Origin of the sequence: Bifidobacterium sp. W8110 (assembly GCF_016101375.1) — a bacterium.
Classification (GTDB): domain Bacteria; phylum Actinomycetota; class Actinomycetes; order Actinomycetales; family Bifidobacteriaceae; genus Bombiscardovia; species Bombiscardovia asteroides.
Genome location: NZ_JACFQO010000004.1, coordinates 76945 through 97487, shown reverse-complemented (window position 1 = coordinate 97487; position 20543 = coordinate 76945). Strand labels below are relative to the sequence as shown.

Here is a 20543-nt window from a genome sequence, read left to right as displayed (position 1 = left end):
GAGCCATGGGGTCAGTTGCTGGAGCTTACGGTGGTCACCGTGATGGGGGTGCTGTCGTCCACCCTGCTGCCGGCCCCAGGACTGACCGCGGTCACCTTGTCCGTGTCCTTGCCGATGGAGGTCACCCTGTCGGCGCTGACACCGCTGTTGGTCAGCTTCTGCCGGTAGCTGCCCAAGGTCTCGCCCTGGGAGAAGGGCGGGATGCGGATGGCCGTGGTCAGGGTGATGGTGTCCTTGGACTTGTCGAAGGAGGAACCTGAGGTGGGATCCTGGCCGGTTACCTCGGCGTTGTCGTTATTGGGGCCGTTGACCGTGATGTTGACCCCCTGGCCCAGGTTGCGTTTGGCCTCGCCCAGGGTCATGCCGATGTAGTTGCTCAGCTGCATGCCGTTGCTGACGGTGACCGTGATCATGGCTCCCTGCTGGATGGAGGACCCGGCAGCCGGATCGGTGCTGATTACCATATCCTTGGCCACTGTGTTGGAGGCCTGCTCGCGGATGGTGATGTTGAAGTGCAGGTTCTGCAGAATCTTGGTCGCGTCGTCCTTGGTCTTGCCAGACAGATCGGGCACCTTGGTCATACCCGAGGAGATGTAGATCAGGATGCTGGTCCCCTTGGCCACGCTTTGGCCTGCAGCGGGATCCGTGCGGGTCACATGGTCCTTGGGTACATCCTGGCTATCTTCCACTGATGCAGCGGGAGAGACCTTGAATCCGGCCTTCTCCAGGGCTCTGCGGGCCTCCTGCTGGGTCTTGCCCTTGACATCGGGGATGGCCGAGTCCTTGGGCCCGGAGGAGAACCAGACGGTCACTGTGGAGCCCTTGGGAGCCATGCTTCCGCCCTTGGGGCTCTGCTTGGTGAAGGTCCCCTTGGGCTCGGCCGAGTCGTTGTCTTCCTTCTCCTGGTATTGGAAGCCTGCGGCGGTGACCTTCTCACGGGCGAGGATCCGCGACATCTGCGCGTTGATGGTGGGTACCTCGGCCATCGGATGACGGTTTCGGCTTAGGACGTTCCACGCGCCCAATCCAGCAAGCAATAGGACCAAAGCCGTCACGATGGCGCCGATGATGATCTGCTTGCGCCGTTTGGACTTCTTCTGGGCCGCCCTGGTGGCCGTGCGCTCAGCCGTGGCTAGATCGGTGGCGGCGGCCGGATTGAGCGGGTCCTGAACAGGGTTGAAGGCCTGGGTGGCGGCCGTCTCCTCTTCGGTCAGCGGCAGGGTTGCCGTTTCGGTGCCCTGCTCGGCATCCTTGCGGGCCTTGACGTTGGCCAGGTCGGTCAGCGGGTTGAAGGCGGCAGCTACCGGGGTTCCGCCGTTCATGAAGGCCAGGATGTCACTCTTGAAGGCGGCGGCCGTGGCGTACCGGTTCTGGCGGTCCTTGGCCATGGCCTTGGCGCAGATGGAATCCCACATCTTCGGCAGGCCGGGCACGATGGTGCTGGGTGGGGTGGCCACCTCGGTGACGTGCTGGTAGGCGATGGCCACGGCCGAATCCCCGTTGAAGGGCGGCCGCCCGGTCAGCATCTCGTAGAGGACGCAGCCGGCCGAATAGAGGTCGGAGCGCATGTCCACGCTCTCGCCGCGGGCCTGTTCAGGGCTCAGGTACTGGGCCGTGCCCACCACACCCTGGGACTGGGTCATCGTGGCGGCCGAATCGTCCATGGCCCTGGCGATGCCGAAGTCCATGACCTTGACGATGCCCTGCTCCGAGATCATGATGTTGCCGGGCTTGATGTCCCGGTGGATGACGCCCATGTGGTGGGAGTAGTCCAGAGCGCTCAGCATGCCCAGCATGACCTGCTCGCTGTCGCGCTGGCTCAGAGCACCGTTCTCCTTGAGGATGGACCTCAGGGTCTGTCCCTTGACGTACTCCATGACCAGGTAGGGCACCCGCTCATGGTTGCCCTGGTCGTCGGTCAGTATCTCCTCGCCCGAGTCATAGATGGAGACGATGTTGGGGTTGTTGAGCAGGGCGACCGAGTGAGCCTCCCGCCGGAACCGCGATAGGAAGACCTCGTCGTTGGCCAGATCGGAACGCATGATCTTGACCGCGACCGTCCTTCCAAGACGCGTGTCCACAGCCTTGTGGACCTCGGCCATGCCACCGCGTCCGATCAGCTGTCCCAGACGGTAGCGTCCGTCCGCTAGGGATGGCGGCAGTGTGATGCTCATAGGGTATCCCCTCCGTTCGTCGCTTCAAGGCCGCGCTGTGCGCTTCCTCCTCCATAGTGCCCCCAGAAGGGCCTGAAGATGTCTTTTGCCGCGTGTGGCCTGCTCATAATGCGTCGAGGCATGGGTGCGCGCGGGTCGATGACCTCCGTCTCGCCCAGCTGCTGGTCCAGCAGCCGCTGTTCGATCCTGGCCAGGGTGTGCGAGACTACCAGGGCATTCGCCGGGCGGTCTCGCGGGTCCTTGGCCAGCATGGACATGACGAAGTTCATGAGTTGGTTGTCCACCGAGTCGGGCAGCGGTGGCACAGGGTCATTGACGTGTGCTGCGGCGATGTCCACCGGGGTGGCGCCGGTGAAGGGCCGGTGCCCGCAGAGCCCCTCGTAGGCCACCACGCCCAGGGAGTAGATGTCGGACTGGGGCGTGGCCTGGAGACCCTGGGCCTGCTCGGGCGAGATGTACTGGGCCGTGCCTACCACCATGCCGTCCTGGGTGATCTGCCCCTGGTTGGTGGAGTAGGAGACGCCGAAATCGGTGATCTTGACCTCGCCGGTGTCGGAGACCATGATGTTGGCCGGCTTGACGTCCCGGTGGATGACCCCGTGGGAGTGGGCCACGTAGAGCCCTCGGGCCGTCTGTATCAGGATGGGCAGCAGCTCGATGGGATCCAGGGCACCCCGTTCCCTGTAGATGTCTGCCAGGGATTGGCTGGGAACGTACTCCATGATCAGGAAGCCGATGCCGTCGTGCTCGTAGTACTCGAAGAGGGCGGCGATGTTGGGGTGGGCCAGGTTGGCGGAATTGTGCGCCTCGGCCCGCAGCCGCAGCAGCTTGGACTCCTCGTTGGTCAGATCCTCGCGCAGGGCCTTGATGGCCACAACTCGTCCCAGTTCGATGTCATAGCCCTTCCAGACTTCGCCCATGCCCCCTTGGGCCAGGCGACGGTCCAGACGGTACCGTCTATGGATGAGCTGTCCTTGTACCAGTTTCACTTGGCAGCCTCCTGCATGATGCGTTTCATGATTGGCCCGGCAATGTCTATGCCATAGGAGGAGATTCCATGCACCACGACGGCTACGGCTACCTTGGGTTTGTCGGCCGGAGCGAATCCTACCATCCACCCGTCATTTGCCGTATTGCCCGTGCCGATCTGGGCTGTGCCGGACTTGGAGGCCACCTGCACTCCTGGAATCTCAAGCTCCGGGTAGCTCTTGGTGGTTACTGCCTCCATCATGGTGGTCAGGGCCTTGGCGGTGTCCGATGAGAAGGCCTGTGAGTAGACCGAGGGCGTTGTCTCACTGATGACGCTGAGGTCACTGGAGCGCACCCGGTCCACCAGGGTCGGTTGCATGAGCTTGCCGCCGTTGGCCACGGCGGCGACCGTCATGGCAGCCTGGAGTGGGGTGGATAGGGTGTCCCCCTGGCCGATGGAAGCTAGGGCGATCCGGTCCTGGGACTGGTCCTCGGGGAATTTGGAGGCCACGGCCTTCATGGGCCGTCCTGTGGAGGTGGTCCCGTCCAGGGTGATGGTGGAGCCGTAGCCGAACTTGCGGGCCTGCGCTGCCAGCGTCTTGCCGCCCAGAGTGACCCCTAGCTGGGAGAAGGCCGTGTTGGATGAGTAGGCCAGGGCATTCTCCAGGCTGATCTTCCCGTTGACCCCGCCGGCCGCTGTAGTGGTGTTGGTCAGATTGTAGTTGGTGCCGGGCAATGTGTATGAGGCCCCGGCCGGCAGTTGGCTATCGGGGTGATACTGGCCGGACTCCAGGGCGGCGGCGGCCACAACCACCTTGAAGGTGGACCCGGGCGGATACAGTTGCGAGGTGGCCCGGTTGAGCATGGGGTTGTCGGAACGGGAGGCCAGCTTCTGGTAGGCCTGGGAGGCATCGCCGCTGTCGTGGGCGGTCAGGTCTTCGGGGTTGTAGCTCGGTGTGCTGACCATGGTCAGGATGCGGCCTGTGGAGGGCTCGATGGCCACCACCGAACCGGACAGGTTGCCCAGCATGGCGTAGGCGGCCTCCTGCATCTGGGGATTGATGGAGGTCTCGATGGATGCGCCCTTGTTCTGTGTGCCGGTGAAGAGGGACTTGAGCCGGTCCATCCAAAGACTGTCCGATTGGCCGCTCAGCAGGCGGTCGCGCGAAGCTTCGATTCCCCGGTCTGCCGGGCTGGTGATGGAGTAATAGCCGGTGATGGGTGCGTAGACGGGCCCCTTGTGGTAGTGCCGCTGGTACTGGAAGGAGTCGTTGATGGGGTCGGACTGGGCCATGACGGCACCGTCCGATGTCAGGATGGCCCCCCTGGGCGCCGCATACTCGTGGTAGAGGGCGCGCAGATTGCGGGGGTCCGAGTTAAGGCTGCCCGCCCGGATCACCATGATGATGGAGCTGGAAAGCCCCAGGATGACGAAGAGGACGATGACGGCGTTGAAGAGTTGACGCAGGGCCTTGTTCACTGTCCACCTCCTCGAACTTGGCGGACAGGGATGCGACCGGTGGCTGGCAGATCGGTCTCCTCATCCTGGTCGGTTGGCTCGATCGGCCCGGCATGACAACCATGGGGCTCTTCGGAGTCCGAGTCGTCCTTTCCGCTGCGTTTGCTGGTTTCCTGCTGGCGCAACACTGCCAAGGCCTCGTACTTGAAGGTGTCCGAGCTGACCTCCGGCGCAGGCTTGTTGGCCGCGTTGGAGATGATGATCAGCAGGACGGCCAGGATGCAGTTGGCCACCAGGCTGGAGCCACCCGCCGCCATGTAGGGCATGGTCAGGCCGGTCAGGGGAATGACCAGGGTGATGCCGCCCACCACCGTGAAGACCTGGAAGGCCATGGTGAAGACCAGACCGGAGGCCAGAAGCTTGCCGAAGCCGTCCTTGATCTTCATGGCCGTGATCATGCCCGAGGCCACGATGACCAGGTAGAGGGCCAGGACCACCAGCAGGCCGCTCAGCCCCAGCTCCTCGCCCACCGATGTATAGATGAAGTCGGAGTTGGCCAGGGGGGTGATCCAGGGGCGTCCCTGGCCCAGGCCGGTGCCGGTCAACCCGCCGGCGGCCAGGCCGAAGATGCCGCGCACCAGCTGGCCGGATCCGCCGAAGGCCTTGCTGAACTCAGCATCGCTGAAGGGGTGCAGCCAGGCGTCCACACGGGCACCCACGTGGGCGAAGATCATGGATGCCGCCACAGCCCCGATGACGAAGAAGACCGAGCCGATGGCAATCCAGCTGGTGCGGCCGGTGGCCACATAGAGCATGGACACGAACATAGCGAAGTACATCAGCGAGGTGCCCAGATCATGCTGGATGACCAGGACGGCCAGCGAAATAAGCCAGACGATGATGATGGGGCCAAAGTCCTTGATTCGGGGCATCCGCATGCCCAGGACTTTCTTGCCGCCCACGGCCAGCTGGTCCCGATGGTCGAATAGGTAGGCGGCGAAGAAGAAAGCCAGGAAGAGTTTGGCGAATTCGCCGGGTTGCAGGGTGTGCGACCCCACGCCTATCCAGATGCGGGCGCCGCCGATTTCACGGCCGATGCCGGGCAGCATGGGCGAAAGAAGCAGGACCAGGCCCACTACCATGCTCACATAGGAGAAGCGGCGCAACAGCCTGTAGTCCCGGAGCAGCACCACCAGCAGTCCGCACAGGACCAGGGCCAGACACAGCCAGATCAGCTGGGTGAAGCCCACCCGTGTGGGCTGGCCGATTTGGGCGTTGCGCAGATCTATGCGGGTGATCAGGGTGATGCCCAGGGAACTCAGGATGACGATGCTGGGCAGGATGGCCTGGCTGCCGTAAGGCTGAAAAATCTCCAGCAGGACCCAGAGGGCGATGAAGAGGGCGGCTATGACTGCCAACAGGGCGGCATAATCCTTGGGGAAGTGGCCCGCCACACGGGCGAACATCTGGAAGAAGCAGATGAACCCCACCAGCAGGGAGAAGAGCAGAAGGCCTATGCGGCGCAGACGGGTGATAATCATGACTTCTGCCGCCCGCTCTGATCGGTTTCCGACGGTGAGGGCGAGGCTGAGGGAGAAGCCGATGTCTGGTCGGACTCGTCCTTGGCCTCCTTGGCGTGCTCGCGTTTGAGGTCGCCGGCCTCCTTGCGGATCAGACGGGCGTGCTCCTTGGCGTCGTCCATGCTGGAGACGGTGATGCCCTCTTCCAGCTGGTCACGCCAGGACTGGGGCAGACCCTTGACGGCGATGTCCGTGGTCTGCACCGGATGGGACAGCGAGAGGGCGAAGGCCTTGGTGGGCACGCCCTGGTAGATGACAACTCGGCCCTGGTCCGTGCCCAGGTAGTACTGTTCCTGGCTCCAGCGGTAGGCAGCCGCCGTGCCTCCGGCCAGGGCAAGGATTACCAGCGTGATGATGCCGGCCAGGATCAGCCGAATCCGCCGGTGCCTTGAGCGCTGACGCTTGCGTTGCTCCAGGTGCTCCTTGTGGATGGCGTCGGCCACGTCCGGGTCGTAGGGGTCGGCTGAGTCCGAGCCGTCCTTCTTGTGGACGACGGGGATCTCGCTGGTGTCGGGCACACGTCGTTCGCCGCTCTCTTCACGTGCAGCCGAGGGTTGGGCGGTGCGGACATCGTCATCCTCGTCCTCCTGCTTGCCGGCATCCCGGTCCTGGGCCAGGTCGGCGGCCCGCTTGGCGGGGGATTCCCGGGACTCGTCGCGCAGGCGCGGTGCGGCCGCTACGGGCTCATCCAGAATGTCAGCCAAGGCCTCCAGGTTGGAGCTGGCTGCGCCACCGACCAAGGGGGTCTGATGGGGCAGATCGAAGGCATCGGCGTCCAGTGCCAGCGTGGCATCGGCGATGACCACGGTCACGTTGTCGGTGCTGCCGGCCTTCAGGGCGAAAGTGACCAGCTGCTGGGCGCACTCTGCCTGGTCCGAAACAGAGGACAGCACTTCGGCGATGGTCGAGTCCTCCAGAACGCCGCAAAGGCCGTCCGAGCAGATCATCCAGCGGTCTGCGGGCAAGGCCTTGGAGATGGAGATGTCCGGACGGGGGTCGATGTCGAAGTCCCCCAGGACCCGCATGACCACGTTGCGCTGAGGGTGGTTGCGGGCTTCTGCCGGGGAGATGCGGCCGGTGTCGATCAGGTGCTGCACGTAGGAGTGGTCCTGGGTCATCCGGATCAACTTGCCTTCCCGCAGCAGGTAGCCTCGGGAGTCCCCGATATGGGCCAGCACCCAGGAGTCGTCGGCCAGAGCCAGGGCCGTGACCGTGGTGCCCATGCCTGACAGGCGGTGTTCGCGCTTGGCCTTGCCCACGATGGCGTCATGGGCCGCGATGACCGAAGTCTCCATCATCCGGGCCAGGGATTGCACGTCCTGTTCCCGGTCGTCGCGTTCGATGTGGGCCAGGGATCGGATGGCTATGGTCGAGGCTGTATCCCCGCCTGCGTGGCCGCCCATGCCGTCGCACATGGCCACCAGGCGCTCGCCGGCGAAGGCCGAATCCTGGTTGTTGCTGCGCACATACCCCACGTCTGAAACCGCCGTGGAGTAGAGGAACAGCTTTTTACTCGCATCGTTCCTGGTCATGGGCGGCTACCTCAACTCGAAGGTGGTGGCTCCGATGCGCACGGGAACCTCCGCCGGTAGGATTGTCGGTGCCGTGATTTTCTGCCCCGAGACGACGGTGCCGTTGGTGGAGCCCAGATCCTCGATGGCCCATCGGCCCGATGCGGGATCCTGGTAGACCCGCGCATGATGGCCGGAGACGAACTCATCGTCCAGCACCAGGGTGTTCGAGGAGGAGCGGCCCAGGGTGATGGGTCGTCCGGACAGCGGCGTGGAGGAGCCGGCCAAAGGTCCGTCAATGACCACCAGCAGGGAAGGCTCGTTGTTTGCGGGCTCCGTCTTGCTGACCGGGGCGATGGGTACGGATCTGGCGGCCACCGGCAGCTTGCCCTGGGCTGCGCGTTCGCTACGTCGGCGGGTATGAGAGGTTTTGGGGCTGAAAGTTTCGATGTCTTTGCGGAGTGAACGGATGGCCAGCCATACGAATACCCATAACAGAGCCAGGAATCCGTATTTGAGGATGGCGAATGTCAGTTCAGTCAGCATAATGATTCGACCTTACTTCAAGGTCTGGGCGGCTTACGAATCCTGTTCCTGCGACGATGCCCAGTAAAGGATGCGGGTACGGCCGATGGTGATGGTATTGCCGTCCAGCAGGGTGGCTGCGGGAACCTGATGTCCCTCTACATAGGTGCCGTTGGTGGATCCCAGATCGCGGGCTACCACGCCCTTGTCAGTGATCTCGATCTGCAGGTGTCGGCGGGAGATGCCTGCGTCGTCGATGACGATGTCGCAGGAGGATCCACGGCCGATGGTGGTGATGGGGGCGGTCAGCAGGTACTGGCGGCCGTTGATCTCCAGCACCGGGCAGTCCTTGGACTCCTCGGGTGTGGTGACGGGTGCCGCGTTGCCCTGGACCGACTCGGCAGACAGGTGGAAGTCGCCCTTGTTCAGGTTGAGGTCCTCCTCGAAGATGACCACGACCGGGCCGACGAAGGCATAGTGCTGGCTTTCGGCGTACTTGGTCAGGTTGTCTGCCAGCTCGTTGGCCAGAGCCTCCGAACCCCACTGCTCGATGCGGTCGAAGTCTGGTGTGGATAGTCTGAATCGATACTCGTTGGGCGCCACGGTGCGGTCGCGACCGACGGGCATGGCCTGTGAGTCTATCTCACGCTCGAGGGCGCTCGACAGGTCGACGGGCTGTAGGTCCTTGGAGCCGAACTTCGAGAAGACACCGTTGACGGCGCCTTCCACGCTCTTCTCGAAACGATCGAGAACGCTCATAGTCATCCCTTTCCATATAACCCTTTCATAGTACGTGACCCTGCCGTAAGGGGGTAATGGGCGGTCGGATGCTTGCAATTTCTTCAATGAACAGGTTCGAACGACCGCGACTGCCGGATATGGATAAGGCCCCGTGGCCGCAATGGACCAGGGGCCTTTGGGCTTCAATCATCATAGGTCAGGCTGAGGCCTGCGGGCTCACAGAGCCAGCTTGCGACGCAGACCCAGGGTGATGCCGGCAGCCAGGCAGAGGCCAGCGGCGATGGCCAGAGGAGCCGTGGCGTCGGCGCCGGTCTGGGCCAGTGTGTTGTTGTTCTTCTTGGTGTCCTGCTTAGCCGGATCCTTGGCGGGAGCCTTGTTGTCCTTGGCAGGCTGCTTGGTGTTGTTGTCAACCGGAGCGGTCTGACCAGACTGGTCAGGCTGGTTGGGAGTGGTCTGGCCAGACTGGTCAGGCTGGGTGGGAGTGGTCACCTTGTCATACTTGGCTATGAAAGTAGTATCTGAGGTGTAGGGAGCGCCAGGGACAAGAGGACCCCAGCCATTGGTGTTATACCAGCCGGCGAAAGTATAACCGTCGTAGTCGACGATCTTGGGGTCTTCAGAAAGCCTGCGTTTACTATTGGTTACAAGTAGTTGCGAGTAGGAATCTTCTGGATTTTCCGGATTCGTACTGATGAAAGTAATGTTGTAGGTGGTGGGAGTTTTCTCGGCGTAGCGAGGATAGAGTGTGGTGTCTCCGGTGAAAACGTAGGTATCGAAGTCGATTGCCGGTTCCGGGCTTCCGTACTCGAAGTTCCAGCCGTCACCTTTCATAGTGTCTACCAATGAATTCGGCACCTTAACTTCTGGGACTTGGTCGGGGCTCAGCTTGCCGTTTTCATCGGTAGTTTTAGTCACCTCGGTGGGGTGTTCCATATCTACGCTTGGGTCAATGAACGTGATTTTGTAGCCAGCGGCCTTGGTCTGGACATTCTTGCTCTCGACAGCCTGGGCCACGGTAGGCAGCAATGCCAAGCCGCCTGCCAGGGTGGCGCCGGCAGCGAGTACTGCGCATGCGCGTTTGAAACGAACCATGATGTTCATCGGTTACCTCTTATTTTCTCTGTTGTCAGTTGCTCCCCAGATACATTCATGAGGTGTCCTGCCTTGACACCCCTACTCCGGGGAAACAGGCATCATCGACCAATCTTTGGCGATAACACGCCACAATCCTACCGCAGGGAATGGTCATCGGCCGGTCGTAGTCCGGGAATATGCCTTATTCGACGATAAAAGTTTCTCACGTAGAACGATTAACGTCCGTTGCAGGCAGAGCGGCAGATCGCAGTTGACCTATTCGAATTCCCCTTTGGCACCTGGGCGCTTATCATCGTGGCAGACGCATGGTCATGGGGATCATGTCAGAGATATTCGAGGAGCGAGCATGGCCGAAGAGGTGGATCGGGCGATGGAGGCATATCCGCGGGCCAAGGCCCGGACCCTGCGGTTTACGTTGGGTGCGCCACGGTCGGCCCTGGCGGTGGGGGACGGTTCGCGAGCCGTATTCCTGCGCTCCGACGGACCCGAAGATCTGGTGACCGGGCTCTGGCTGTCCGTCTTTGACCAGGAAGGTCGCCACCATGAGGTGCTCCTGGCCGACCCCAGGGCCCTGCTGGAGGATGCGGACCAGGAACAGGTGCCGGCCGCCGAGCTGGCTCGCAGGGAGCGTTCGCGGGAAGGCGGCGAGGGCATTGTCGATTACAGCGTGGATGCTGCAGGGGATCGGGTGGTCTTTGCCTTGGGCGGCCGGCTCTGGCTCTCGCTGATAGCTCCTGACGGTCTCACCGCCTCCACACGTGCTCTGAGCTTGGAAGACAGCGATTCGGCTGTGCTCAATCCCGCCATCAGCCCGGACGGCACCATGGTGGCCTATACCACTGGCGGCCGGCTGATGGTGGTCACCATCGGGCAGGGTGGCGGGCAGGATCGTGAACGGGCTGTCCTGTCCCTGCGCCCCGGCACCGATGATCGGATGCGGCTGGGACTGGCCGAATTCGTGGCCGGCGAGGAGATGGACCGCTACCAGGGGTTCTGGTGGTCTCCGGATTCCCGGGCCCTGCTGGTCGAGCACACCGATTCCTCCGATGAGCCGATCTGGTACATCAGCGATCCGGCCAATCCCCAGGTTGGACCGCGTGCCCGGCGGTATCCCCAGGCACTGACCGCCAACGCCCGCGTCGGGCTGAGCCTGGTCCTCCTGGGCCAGGATGACGCCGACCCCTGGGTGGGCGAGGTGGATTGGGATCATCAGGCCTTCGAGTACCTTGCCGTGGTCCGCTGGCAGGACGGGCATCGGCCCCTGCTGCTGGTTCAGAACCGTCGACAGACCGAGGACAGGATCCTGGATGTGCAGGTGCCGGACACCCGTCAGGGCTTGGAGCCAGGGCAGAATATGACCCTGCTCAATCCCGAGGCGGCGCCCAAGGTGGCCACCAGGGTGCTGCAGACGCATGACAACGATCAGTGGATCGACCTGGTGCCCGGGTTGCCGGCCTACCAGCCCCAGGGCGGGCTGGTGGATGCCTTCATCGATACAGAAGCCGACACCACGCGGCTACGTTTGGACGGGAGGGTATTCTCCCCGGCTGGCTGCCAGATTCGGCAGGTGCTGTCTGTGGGGGACCGCGATGTGCTGGCGGTCGTCTCCACTGACCCCCGGAGCTTCGACCTGATGCGTCTGAGCTATGACGGCTCCATTCATGTACTCAACCGTCTGCCCGGAGTGTGGACTGCCTCGCGAGCCGGCCATGGCATCGTGGTCAGTGGCCGGACCATGGCTTCGGCGCAGGGACAGGTGCGCCACTGTTACCTGGGGGCTGACGGGGATTTGGACCGCCTGGGCGCTGAAGGGCTGGGCCTGGTGGGCGAAGCCCGCCCCGACAGCAGCGCTAGACAGACCGGCGAACCTGTGCGGCTTGAGCATCAGGACCGTCCTGATCGCCGGGCTGTGGATGCCGGTCATATCAATAGCCAGGGGGCCATGAGCGCCATCCTGGCCGACACCAGCAGCGATCCCGGGTTCACCCCCAACGTGGACTTCGTGCGCATCGGCCAGCACGAGCTGTTCGCAGCCATCGTCAGGCCGTCCGAATCCAGTCCCTACGCCAGCGCCGACAGCCTGCCCGTCCTGCTCAAGCCTTACGGCGGGCCAGGTGCCCAGCAGGTGGTCTTCAATCAGTCCTACTACTGGGAGTCCCAGTGGTGGGCTGATCAGGGCTTCCTGGTCCTGACCGCCGACGGCCGGGGCACACCTGGTCGTGGTCCCGCCTGGGATCGGGCCATCTTCGAGGACATGGCCCAGGTGACTCTGGATGACCAGCTTGAGGCTCTGGAGGCCCTGCCGGACTTTGCTCCCGAGGCCGACCTGGGGCATGTGGCCATGATCGGCTGGTCCTATGGCGGCTTCCTGTCGGCCCTATCCGTTTTGCGGGCTCCCGACCGGATCCATGCGGCCTGTGCAGGAGCCCCGCCCACGGACTGGACTCTTTACGACACCCATTACACCGAGCGCTATCTGGGTCTGGACCCGGCCGTCTACCGACGTAACGGAATCATTGATGATGCCCCCTCGCTGCGTCGCCCTCTGATGCTGATCCATGGGTTCGCGGACGATAACGTTTCCGTGGCCAACACCCTGAGGCTCTCCGGTGCTCTGATGGCGGCCGGCCGTCCCCATACGGTCCTGCCGCTGACCGGCATCACCCACATGACCAACGACGAGACCGTGGCCGAGAACCTGCTTATTCTGCAGCGGGACTTCCTGCGGGAGGCCCTCAAGAACAAGACGGACTGACAGAAAGGCTGCTTGCGCTGACGCCCTGCTGGCGGTTGCTTCCGCTAGATTGGGGTTGTGCATATCCAACGAAAGCCTGACCAGACTCCAGGGCCCAATCACGGATCCCGGCTTCCCCGTAGCTGGGGTCTGGCGGTCTCGGTGCTCTGCCTGGGCCTGTTGGTCGGACTTTCCTCAGGCCTGCTGGCAAGGTTCTTCGAGTTGACCCAGGTCGGCCTGTTGGGTTTCGCTGAGACTCCAGAGGCTCCCACGGCTGAGGTGGTGTCGCCGATCAGGAGGCTGGCCTCGGTGACCATTGCCGGACTGGTGGCTGGGCTGGTCTGGGCCTGGCTGCGGACGAGGACCAGGCTGGTTCCCTCGGTTGGCCAGGCCGTCAAGGGTGCGCCCATGCCCCCGGGGCGGACCGTGATTCATGTGCTCACCCAGATTTTCTTTGTGGCTGCCGGTGGTTCCATAGGCAGGGAGGTGGCCCCTCGCGAGGCAGGGGCCCTTCTGGGCGGTCTCTGGATCAGGATGGGTCGACGGCTGGGGCTGCGTGATCAGGACGGTCCGTTGCTGGTGGCATCTGCAGCTGGTGCGGGATTCGCCGGCATTTACATTGCGCCTCTGACTGGGGCTTTCTTCGGCATTGAGGTGTTGCTGCGGCGGGTGGATGCCGAAGTGGTGACGGTCAATCTGGCCATGTCAGCCCTGGCTACCCTGGTTGGCGGCTCTATCAAGGGGTTTGCTCCATACTATAAGGTCGGCTCCGAGCCCTTCCGGCCATGGCTTATGGCAGTGGTCCTCTTTATCGGACCGGTCATGGGACTGCTGGGGGTCGGATTCCGGCGGATGACCTCCTGGGCGGAGGCCCATAGGACCAATGGTCCTGCGGCTATCTGGCAGCTGACAGGGGTTGCCCTACTGACCGGTCTGGTCGCTCTGGCTGTCCCCCAGGTCATGGGCAACGGCCGGGCCCTGGCCCAGATGGGCATGGATCAGCGGTTGCCTGTCGGGTTCTCAGGGCTCCAGCTGGCTCAGTCACTTGCCCTCTTGGCCCTCTTTGCGCTGGCCAAGGCTCTGCTGACCACAGCTACCATCCGTGCCGGGGCCTTCGGTGGCACCCTGACGCCGTCCATAGCCCTGGGATCCGCCATGGGCGCTGTTCTGGGTCTCTTGCTGGCAGGTCTTGCGCCCGGCCTACCGGTTTGGCAGTGCGCTGTAATCGGCGCCGCCTCCCTGCTGGCAGCATCCCAGCAGGCCCCGCTCATGGCCATGGCCATGTTGATGGAGGTCTGTCACCTGCCAGTCATGGCCTTCATGCCCATGGGCCTGGCTGTGGCCCTGTCGATGGCGGTCTCGCGTCTATTCGTGGCTAAAGCATAAACCGTCGTCGGAAGCCCTTGTTGCCCTGACGATCCGGCCTTGCGTGATGCCGAAGGATTCCGTCCTCACTCATATACGATGAAACCACCACTGGTCACATGTCTGCCCTACCGCCTCCAGCCTTGAGTGGGCATTCACGGTCAGCTGACCGGTCTGGGCCAGTAAGGAAGGGTGGCTATACTCAGGCCGGACGTAAGTCCCGGGAGGATGCAGCCAATCCGAGCGGAGCAGGCCAGTGCCGTGATCCCCCGGACAGACAAGAAGGAGGTGCCTGGCGGTGAAGACCGTGTTGGCCATCTTCAGGCGAGATCTCTGGCGGATACTGCGCAATCCCGTGGCCTTGGTTGTGACCATCGGGGTGGCCGTGCTGCCCTCCCTCTATGCCTGGTTCAACATCATGGCCCTCTGGGACCCCTACAGCAATGTCAAGAACCTCCCTGTGGCCGTCGTCAGCATGGATCGAGGGGCGCAATCCGCGCAAACCGGCAGGATCAACGCCGGCAGATCGGTCATCCAGGAGCTGCGCGGCAACAACAGCCTGGGCTGGAAGTTCATGGATGATGACCAGAGAGCCATTGACGAGGTCCACTCGGGCCAGTGCTATGCGGCCATTGTCATCCCCGAACATTTCAGCGCCGACCTGGTCGGCATCGTTGAGGGAACCGGGAACAGGCCTGCTCTGAACTATTACGTCAATGAGAAGAAGAACGCCATCGCCCCCAAGGTTACCGACACCGGCGCATCCACCATCGACCAGGAGATCAACACCGTCTTCGTCTCGGCCGTCAGCGATGCCCTGGCAGGGAAGGTTCTGCAGACCGCCGGCGATGCCCAGGGCGCGGCTGAGCAGAGCCGCAGCCAGGTGGTGGGCGACCTGGGGGACATCATCGACCAGCTGGATCGGACGGACGGCCAGCTCGACCGAATTGGTTCCACCATGGCTCAGGCCCGACAGACCGTGGCCGGCTCCAGAAACGACATCAAGGACCTGCAGAGTCAGATATCGGCCACCCAGACCACCTTGAGCAAGGCCCAGGATCACATGGCCAGGACCCGCGACGACAGTCTTCGATTCTCTTCCGCCCTGAACCAGGCCCTGGCGGACGGGTCGGTACGGCTGTCCAGTGCGGTCACTGATGTGAATACGGTGGCGGGCGGAATCACCGCCGATCTGAACGCCACCCAGGACAAGGTGGACCGGGTCAATTCCGGCCTTGGTCAGCTGGTCGATGCCAACGGAAAGGCCGTAAACCGGCTCCAGTCTGGTCTGGATCATTCCGGGCTGCATCCCGGGGATCCGGCATATCAGAGTATCCAGCGGCAGATCAACGATCTGAAAAAGACCAACCAGCAGCAGCAGGCATCCCTGGATGCCTTCAAGAAGAACTCCTCGACGGCCCTGGACTCGGGCAAGCAGGCCGCATCGGACCTGAGCTCGGCCATGACTGACACCGGCGACACAGGCATCAAGGCCCTGACTGCGGCCAGCCAGAGCCTGACGGGGACCACCATGCCCAACCTCCTTACCGGGCTGGACAACCTCAATGCCTCCAATGGCTCGCTCCAGGGCGCCCTGAGCAGCCTGGCCACCACGGCCGCCCAGACCGATGCCCTGCTGGATCAGCTGGATTCCACCATTGGTCAGGCCCAGTCGACCCTGACCACCACCAGGGCCTCCCTGGTCTCGGTCAGGTCCGACCTGGAGGGGGTTCGCACCGATGTGGCAGCCCTGGGATCCTCGGCCGCCTGGAACCGGATGTCCCAAACCCTTGGGTTGAGTCCGGAATCCTTCGGGAAGGCCATGGCCTCGCCGGTGGAGCTGGCCTCGCACACGGTCTATCCGGTCAGCAACTACGGGTCATCCGTGGCACCCTTCTATACCAATCTGGCCCTCTGGGTGGGCGGGTTCATCCTGATAGCCATCTACAAGCTGGAGGTCGACAAGGAGGGCATCCGCAAGTGCACCGCCACCCAGGCCTACCTGGGCCGCTGGCTTCTGCTGGTCTTCGTCGGCTTCTTCCAGGCGCTGATCGCTACAGTGGGCGACCTGATGCTGGGCATCCAATGCCAGCAGCCGGCCCTGTTCGTCCTGGCCGGGGTCTTCGCCTCCTTCGTCTACATCAACATCATCTACGCCTTGGCCGCCTCCTTCAGGCACATCGGCAAGGCCCTGGCCGTGGTCCTGGTCATTCTGCAGATACCCGGCTCCTCGGGCATGTACCCCATTGAGATGATGCCCGACTTCTTCCGTAATCTGAACCCCTGGCTGCCCTTCACCTACGGGATCAATGCCATGCGCGAGACCATCGGCGGCATGTACGGCAACCACTATTGGCAGGACATGCTCCACATCTTCTGGTACCTACCGGCGGCCCTGCTGATCGGACTGGTGGTGCGGCGGTACCTGCTCAACCTGAATGCCCTCTTCGACCGGCGGCTCGGCGCCACCGACCTGATGCTGACCGAGCAGAACCATTCCGCCGACCGTCGTCTGAGCTTGGGCAGCCTGGCCCGCTCCATCCTGGGCGAGGGAGACTACCGTGCCGTCATAAGGCGGCGGGCGCATCGCTTCCTGGCACTCTATCCAACGCTGATCCGGGCTGGTCTGGCCCTGGTTCTGCTGCCGGTCCTCTTCCTCATCCTGCTGTTCAGCACCGAGGCCAAGATCGTCATGCTGATCGCCTGCATCGCATCCATCGTCCTGATCGATGCCTACCTGATCATCGTCGAATACATCTGTGACAGCTATGTGCAGCAGCTGGGCCTGGCCGAACGTCCCGGCATGGACTTCCACACCCTGATTCGCACGCGCAGGCAGGGGCCTTCGGCCATGACCAGGCTGACCACGGCCGTGCGCGAATCAGTCCTGAATCGTGATGGGGAGGGCGCTCCCGAGGATGGTGATCGCCGATGAGGAACATCTGGAGGATCCTGCGCAAGGACCTGGCCGATGCCACCAGCAACGTCATCGCCATCATTGTCCTGATGGGTCTGATCATCGTCCCGGCCCTCTATGCCTGGTTCAACATCGCCGCCAGTTGGGACCCCTACAAGAACACCAAGGCCATCAAGGTGGCCGTGGCCAACACCGACAAGGGGTACAAGTCCGACCTGATTCCGGTCAGGATCAACGTAGGGGAGACGGTCACCAGCACCCTGCGGGCCAACGACCAGCTGGACTGGAGGTTCGTCAACCGTGACCAGGCCCTGGAGGGGGTGCGCTCAGGTGAGTACTACGCCGCCATCGTCATCCCCAAGGATTTCAGCGCGGACATGATGACCCTCTTCTCGCAGGACGTGAAGCACGCCAACCTTGAGTACTACCTGAACGAGAAGAAGAACGCCATCGCTCCCCATGTCACTGAGCAGGGGGCCGACACCGTGGCCACGACCATTGACAAGACCTTCGTCAAGACCGTGGGCCAGGTGGGAATCGACCTGGCCAGCCAGGTCTTCACATACTCCCAGAGCCCCCAGGTCCAGGATTATCTGGCCAGGACGACAGGCCACATTGACCAGATGTCACAGCGGCTGACCACCGCCTCCAGCCAGGTGAATGCCTATGCGGGCCTTCTGGACTCCTCCGGAAAGATGATTGACTCCACCGGCAGGATTCTGGGTCGGTCCGATTCCGCCATGGCCGATGCCAAGAAGGCCCTGAACCAGGGCACCAAGGGGTCCAAGGATCTGGGCAAGTCCCTCTCCGGGTCGGCCCAGGCGGTCGACGCTGCCCTTGACCAGGCCTCGGGCGCCTATGACACCATCGGTTCCAAGATCGACGACGCTTTTGACAAGGTGGGTCAGCAGAGCGACGCCGTCAGCAGCCAGCTGAACGATTTGAGCGAACGGATCAGAGACTCGGCGGCCGACTACGACGGGATGATCGCCAGCCTGGAGGGTCTGCGCAGCACTGTGGAATCCGATGCCAATCTGACAGCCGACCAGCGCCAGGCTCTTCTGACCGCCATCGATCAGGCCCAGGCCGGAATGCGCGCGGCCCAGGCGGTCCAGCGCGACCTGGCCGATCGGATCAGCCAGGCCTCCCAGACAGCCAGTGAGGGCAAGGACAAGCTGGCCGGTCAGCGCCAGGACCTGAAGAACAGGATTGCCCAGGCCCGCGCCTCGGTCGACCAGGTTCGCACCCAGTACCGCAATGACCTGAAGCCACGCCTGGACGACCTGGCTTCCTCCATGGACACCGTGGTCACCTCGACCGACCGGCTGCTGACGGGTCTGGATGGAACCGTCAAGGGCGCCTCCGGGCTGACGGGACCCATGACCAACGACATCAACCAGGCCAAGGACCAGCTGGGTGAAATCTCCCAGCGTCTGGATCAGGCCTCCAAGCGGCTGACCGACCTGGGAGGACACCTGACCCAGGCTTCGCAGGGCAAAGATACGCAGGAGGTCAAAAACCTGCTGAGCGGGGATTCCGAAACCCTGGCTGTGCTTCTGTCCTCGCCGGTCGGCATCCATCGGCATGCGGTCTTCCCCGTAATGAACTACGGGTCGGCCATGACCCCCTTCTACACCATCCTCTCCATCTGGGTGGGTGCCACCATTCTGGCGGCCATGATGAAGGTGGCCCTGTCCGACAAGAAGAAGGCCTTCGTCCTGCACCTGGACTCCCTGCAGGATGCCTGGAAGAGGGCCGATGACCTGGATGAGGACTCCGACGGCCGCCGCTCCTGGGGAGCCTTCCGCCCGGAGTCGCCGGGCAACGCCCGCCGCTTTGGCCTTCAGCTCTACCAGGAGTACTTCGGCAGATTCGCGGTCTTCGCCCTGATGGCCATCCTCCAGGGCTGCCTGATCGCGCTGGGAGACCTCTTCTACCTGAAAGTCCAGTGCGTACATCCGCTGATGTTCGTGCTGGTTGCGGTCTTCGCCTCCTTCGTCTTCATGAATCTGATCTATACCCTCGTCGTCTCCTTCGGTGACATCGGCAAGGCCATCGCCGTCATCCTCCTGGTCATGCAGGTGGCCGGCTCGGGCGGCACCTTCCCCATGGAGACCCTGCCCGGCTTCTTCCAGGGGGTCTATCCCTTCCTGCCCTTCGTCCACGCCATCGGAGCCATGCAGTCGGCCGTTGCCGGAGCCTATGGCATGGAGTTCTGGCGGGAGATGGCCATCCTGGCCCTCTTCCTGGTGCCTTCGCTGCTGCTGGGGCTGGTCCTGCGCAAGCCCGTCATCCGCTTCAATGACTGGATCGTCAGAAACCTCGAGAGCACCCGGCTCATGTAGGGCCGAGTCCAACGGCAGGTGGTATAGGGTGAGAGCATGAGCGTCCAACTGGTTGAGGAGCGCCGCTACGACCAAATCATGAAGGATCGCGTCCTTCCTGACCTGGCCTCCTGTCGCAGTGACGGATGGATGATCTCCCATGACGGCGGCGAGGATGGGGGAACCGTGTTGGACAAGGCCCATCTCAGCGGTGTGGACCCCTCGCGACTCCTGCATTACGTCTGCTATGACAGGACGCTCTTCCGTCAGGGCGCAGTGGAGTCCGGCTCGGCTCGTGTGCGCGGGGCCGTAATCATCTCCTTCGGTTTTTCGGAATTCGCCGACAAGTACCAGGAGATGGCCTGGTACTTCCTGATGCAGGGGTACTCCGTCTGCATTCCCGAGCATTGGGGGCACGGTTTCTCCGGCCGTGGTGTGAGCGATCCCAGCCTGATATGGGTGGATCATTGGCAGCGGTATGTGGCGGATCTGGCCGCCTTTTGCTCCCAGGTGGGCCAGCAGTATGCCCAGGACAATCCCATGGTCCTCTATGCCCACTCCATGGGCGGCGGCGTGGCTGCGCGGATGCTGGAAACCTTCCCCTCGCTTATCGATAAGGCGGTCCTGTCATCGCCGATGATTGCGCCGCGGACCGGGTTCATGCCATCGGTGGCCTGGACCGCAGCCAACGCTGCCTGCATGATGGGCCGCTCGCGCAGCATGGCTCCGGGGTTCGGCCCATTCCGCCCCGAGCTGGACATGGGCAAGTACCCCAATGGCAGCCAGGCGCGGGTGGCCTGGACCCATAAGTTACGGGCCAAGGAACTGCACTACCAGACCAGCGCCGCCACCTTTGGCTGGGTCAGGGAGAGCCTGGAGATGAGCCGGGCCATACTGCGTCCCGACCGGTGCAGCCGGGTGGAGACCCCTCTGCTGCTTTTCCAGGCTCAGCCCGACCGGTTTGTGCTGCCGATGCCCCAGAACCGTTTTGTCGACCAGGTCCAGCAGGGCGGCTGCCAGGCCACGCTGGTGCGCATCCCAGGCAGCATGCACGAGCTCTACCAGATGCCGGACAAGGTCCTGAGGCCATACTTGGAGCGCATCTTCGACTTTTTTGACCAGCCCTGGCAGCTCGCTGACGACCGCTGA

The 20543-nt window shown here is 63.1% G+C and carries 13 protein-coding genes; 5 read left to right on the top strand and 8 right to left on the bottom strand.

Going from position 1 to position 20543, the window contains the following annotated elements; translation table 11 throughout:
* Positions 1-11: 11 nt before the first annotated feature.
* The 8 genes from pknB to H3T88_RS07230 all read right to left on the bottom strand — a co-directional run bounded on the left by pknB (position 12) and on the right by H3T88_RS07230 (position 10060).
* The gene (gene pknB, locus H3T88_RS07265) at positions 12-2174 is read right to left on the bottom strand and encodes a Stk1 family PASTA domain-containing Ser/Thr kinase (protein WP_198204117.1); all 2163 of its coding nucleotides are present in this window, start codon (positions 2172-2174) and stop codon (positions 12-14) included.
* Complete coding sequence (locus tag H3T88_RS07260; RefSeq protein WP_015021116.1) at positions 2171-3163, bottom strand: serine/threonine-protein kinase; 993 nt, start codon at positions 3161-3163, stop codon at positions 2171-2173. The genes pknB and H3T88_RS07260 overlap by 4 nt, the downstream gene beginning before the upstream one ends.
* A complete protein-coding gene (locus H3T88_RS07255; RefSeq protein ID WP_015021117.1) occupies positions 3160-4623 on the bottom strand; it encodes a peptidoglycan D,D-transpeptidase FtsI family protein in 1464 nt (487 codons plus the stop codon). The genes H3T88_RS07260 and H3T88_RS07255 overlap by 4 nt, the downstream gene beginning before the upstream one ends.
* A complete protein-coding gene (locus tag H3T88_RS07250) occupies positions 4620-6143 on the bottom strand; it encodes an FtsW/RodA/SpoVE family cell cycle protein (protein WP_198204116.1) in 1524 nt (507 codons plus the stop codon). Before H3T88_RS07250 ends, H3T88_RS07255 begins: the two co-directional genes overlap by 4 nt.
* On the bottom strand, positions 6140-7714 hold the full coding sequence (locus H3T88_RS07245) for a BofC C-terminal domain-containing protein (protein WP_198204115.1): 1575 nt from the start codon (positions 7712-7714) through the stop codon (positions 6140-6142). The genes H3T88_RS07250 and H3T88_RS07245 overlap by 4 nt, the downstream gene beginning before the upstream one ends.
* A gap of 6 nt (positions 7715-7720) precedes the next feature.
* The gene (locus H3T88_RS07240; protein WP_415873731.1) at positions 7721-8236 is read right to left on the bottom strand and encodes an FHA domain-containing protein FhaB/FipA; all 516 of its coding nucleotides are present in this window, start codon (positions 8234-8236) and stop codon (positions 7721-7723) included.
* A 36-nt stretch (positions 8237-8272) separates the two neighbouring features.
* Positions 8273-8977 (bottom strand): FhaA domain-containing protein, encoded by a 705-nt coding sequence (locus H3T88_RS07235; RefSeq protein ID WP_015021121.1) that lies wholly within the window; start codon positions 8975-8977, stop codon positions 8273-8275.
* Between the two features lie 198 nt (positions 8978-9175).
* Complete coding sequence (locus tag H3T88_RS07230) at positions 9176-10060, bottom strand: LPXTG cell wall anchor domain-containing protein (RefSeq protein WP_198204113.1); 885 nt, start codon at positions 10058-10060, stop codon at positions 9176-9178.
* A gap of 340 nt (positions 10061-10400) precedes the next feature.
* On the opposite strand from H3T88_RS07230, the gene H3T88_RS07225 reads away from it, so the two are divergent.
* From H3T88_RS07225 to H3T88_RS07205, 5 genes are all read left to right on the top strand, one after another.
* Positions 10401-12809 carry a S9 family peptidase gene (locus H3T88_RS07225; protein ID WP_198204112.1) on the top strand — a complete coding sequence of 803 codons (2409 nt, stop codon included), beginning with the start codon at positions 10401-10403 and terminating at the stop codon, positions 12807-12809.
* Positions 12810-12866: 57 nt separating this feature from the next.
* Positions 12867-14174 carry a chloride channel protein gene (locus H3T88_RS07220; protein WP_198204111.1) on the top strand — a complete coding sequence of 436 codons (1308 nt, stop codon included), beginning with the start codon at positions 12867-12869 and terminating at the stop codon, positions 14172-14174.
* Between the two features lie 277 nt (positions 14175-14451).
* Positions 14452-17088, top strand: a complete 2637-nt coding sequence (locus tag H3T88_RS07215; RefSeq protein WP_198204110.1) for a YhgE/Pip family protein — start codon at positions 14452-14454, stop codon at positions 17086-17088.
* The gene (locus H3T88_RS07210) at positions 17085-19415 is read left to right on the top strand and encodes a YhgE/Pip domain-containing protein (RefSeq protein ID WP_198204109.1); all 2331 of its coding nucleotides are present in this window, start codon (positions 17085-17087) and stop codon (positions 19413-19415) included. Before H3T88_RS07215 ends, H3T88_RS07210 begins: the two co-directional genes overlap by 4 nt.
* Before the next feature lie 36 nt (positions 19416-19451).
* Complete coding sequence (locus H3T88_RS07205; protein ID WP_198204108.1) at positions 19452-20543, top strand: alpha/beta fold hydrolase; 1092 nt, start codon at positions 19452-19454, stop codon at positions 20541-20543.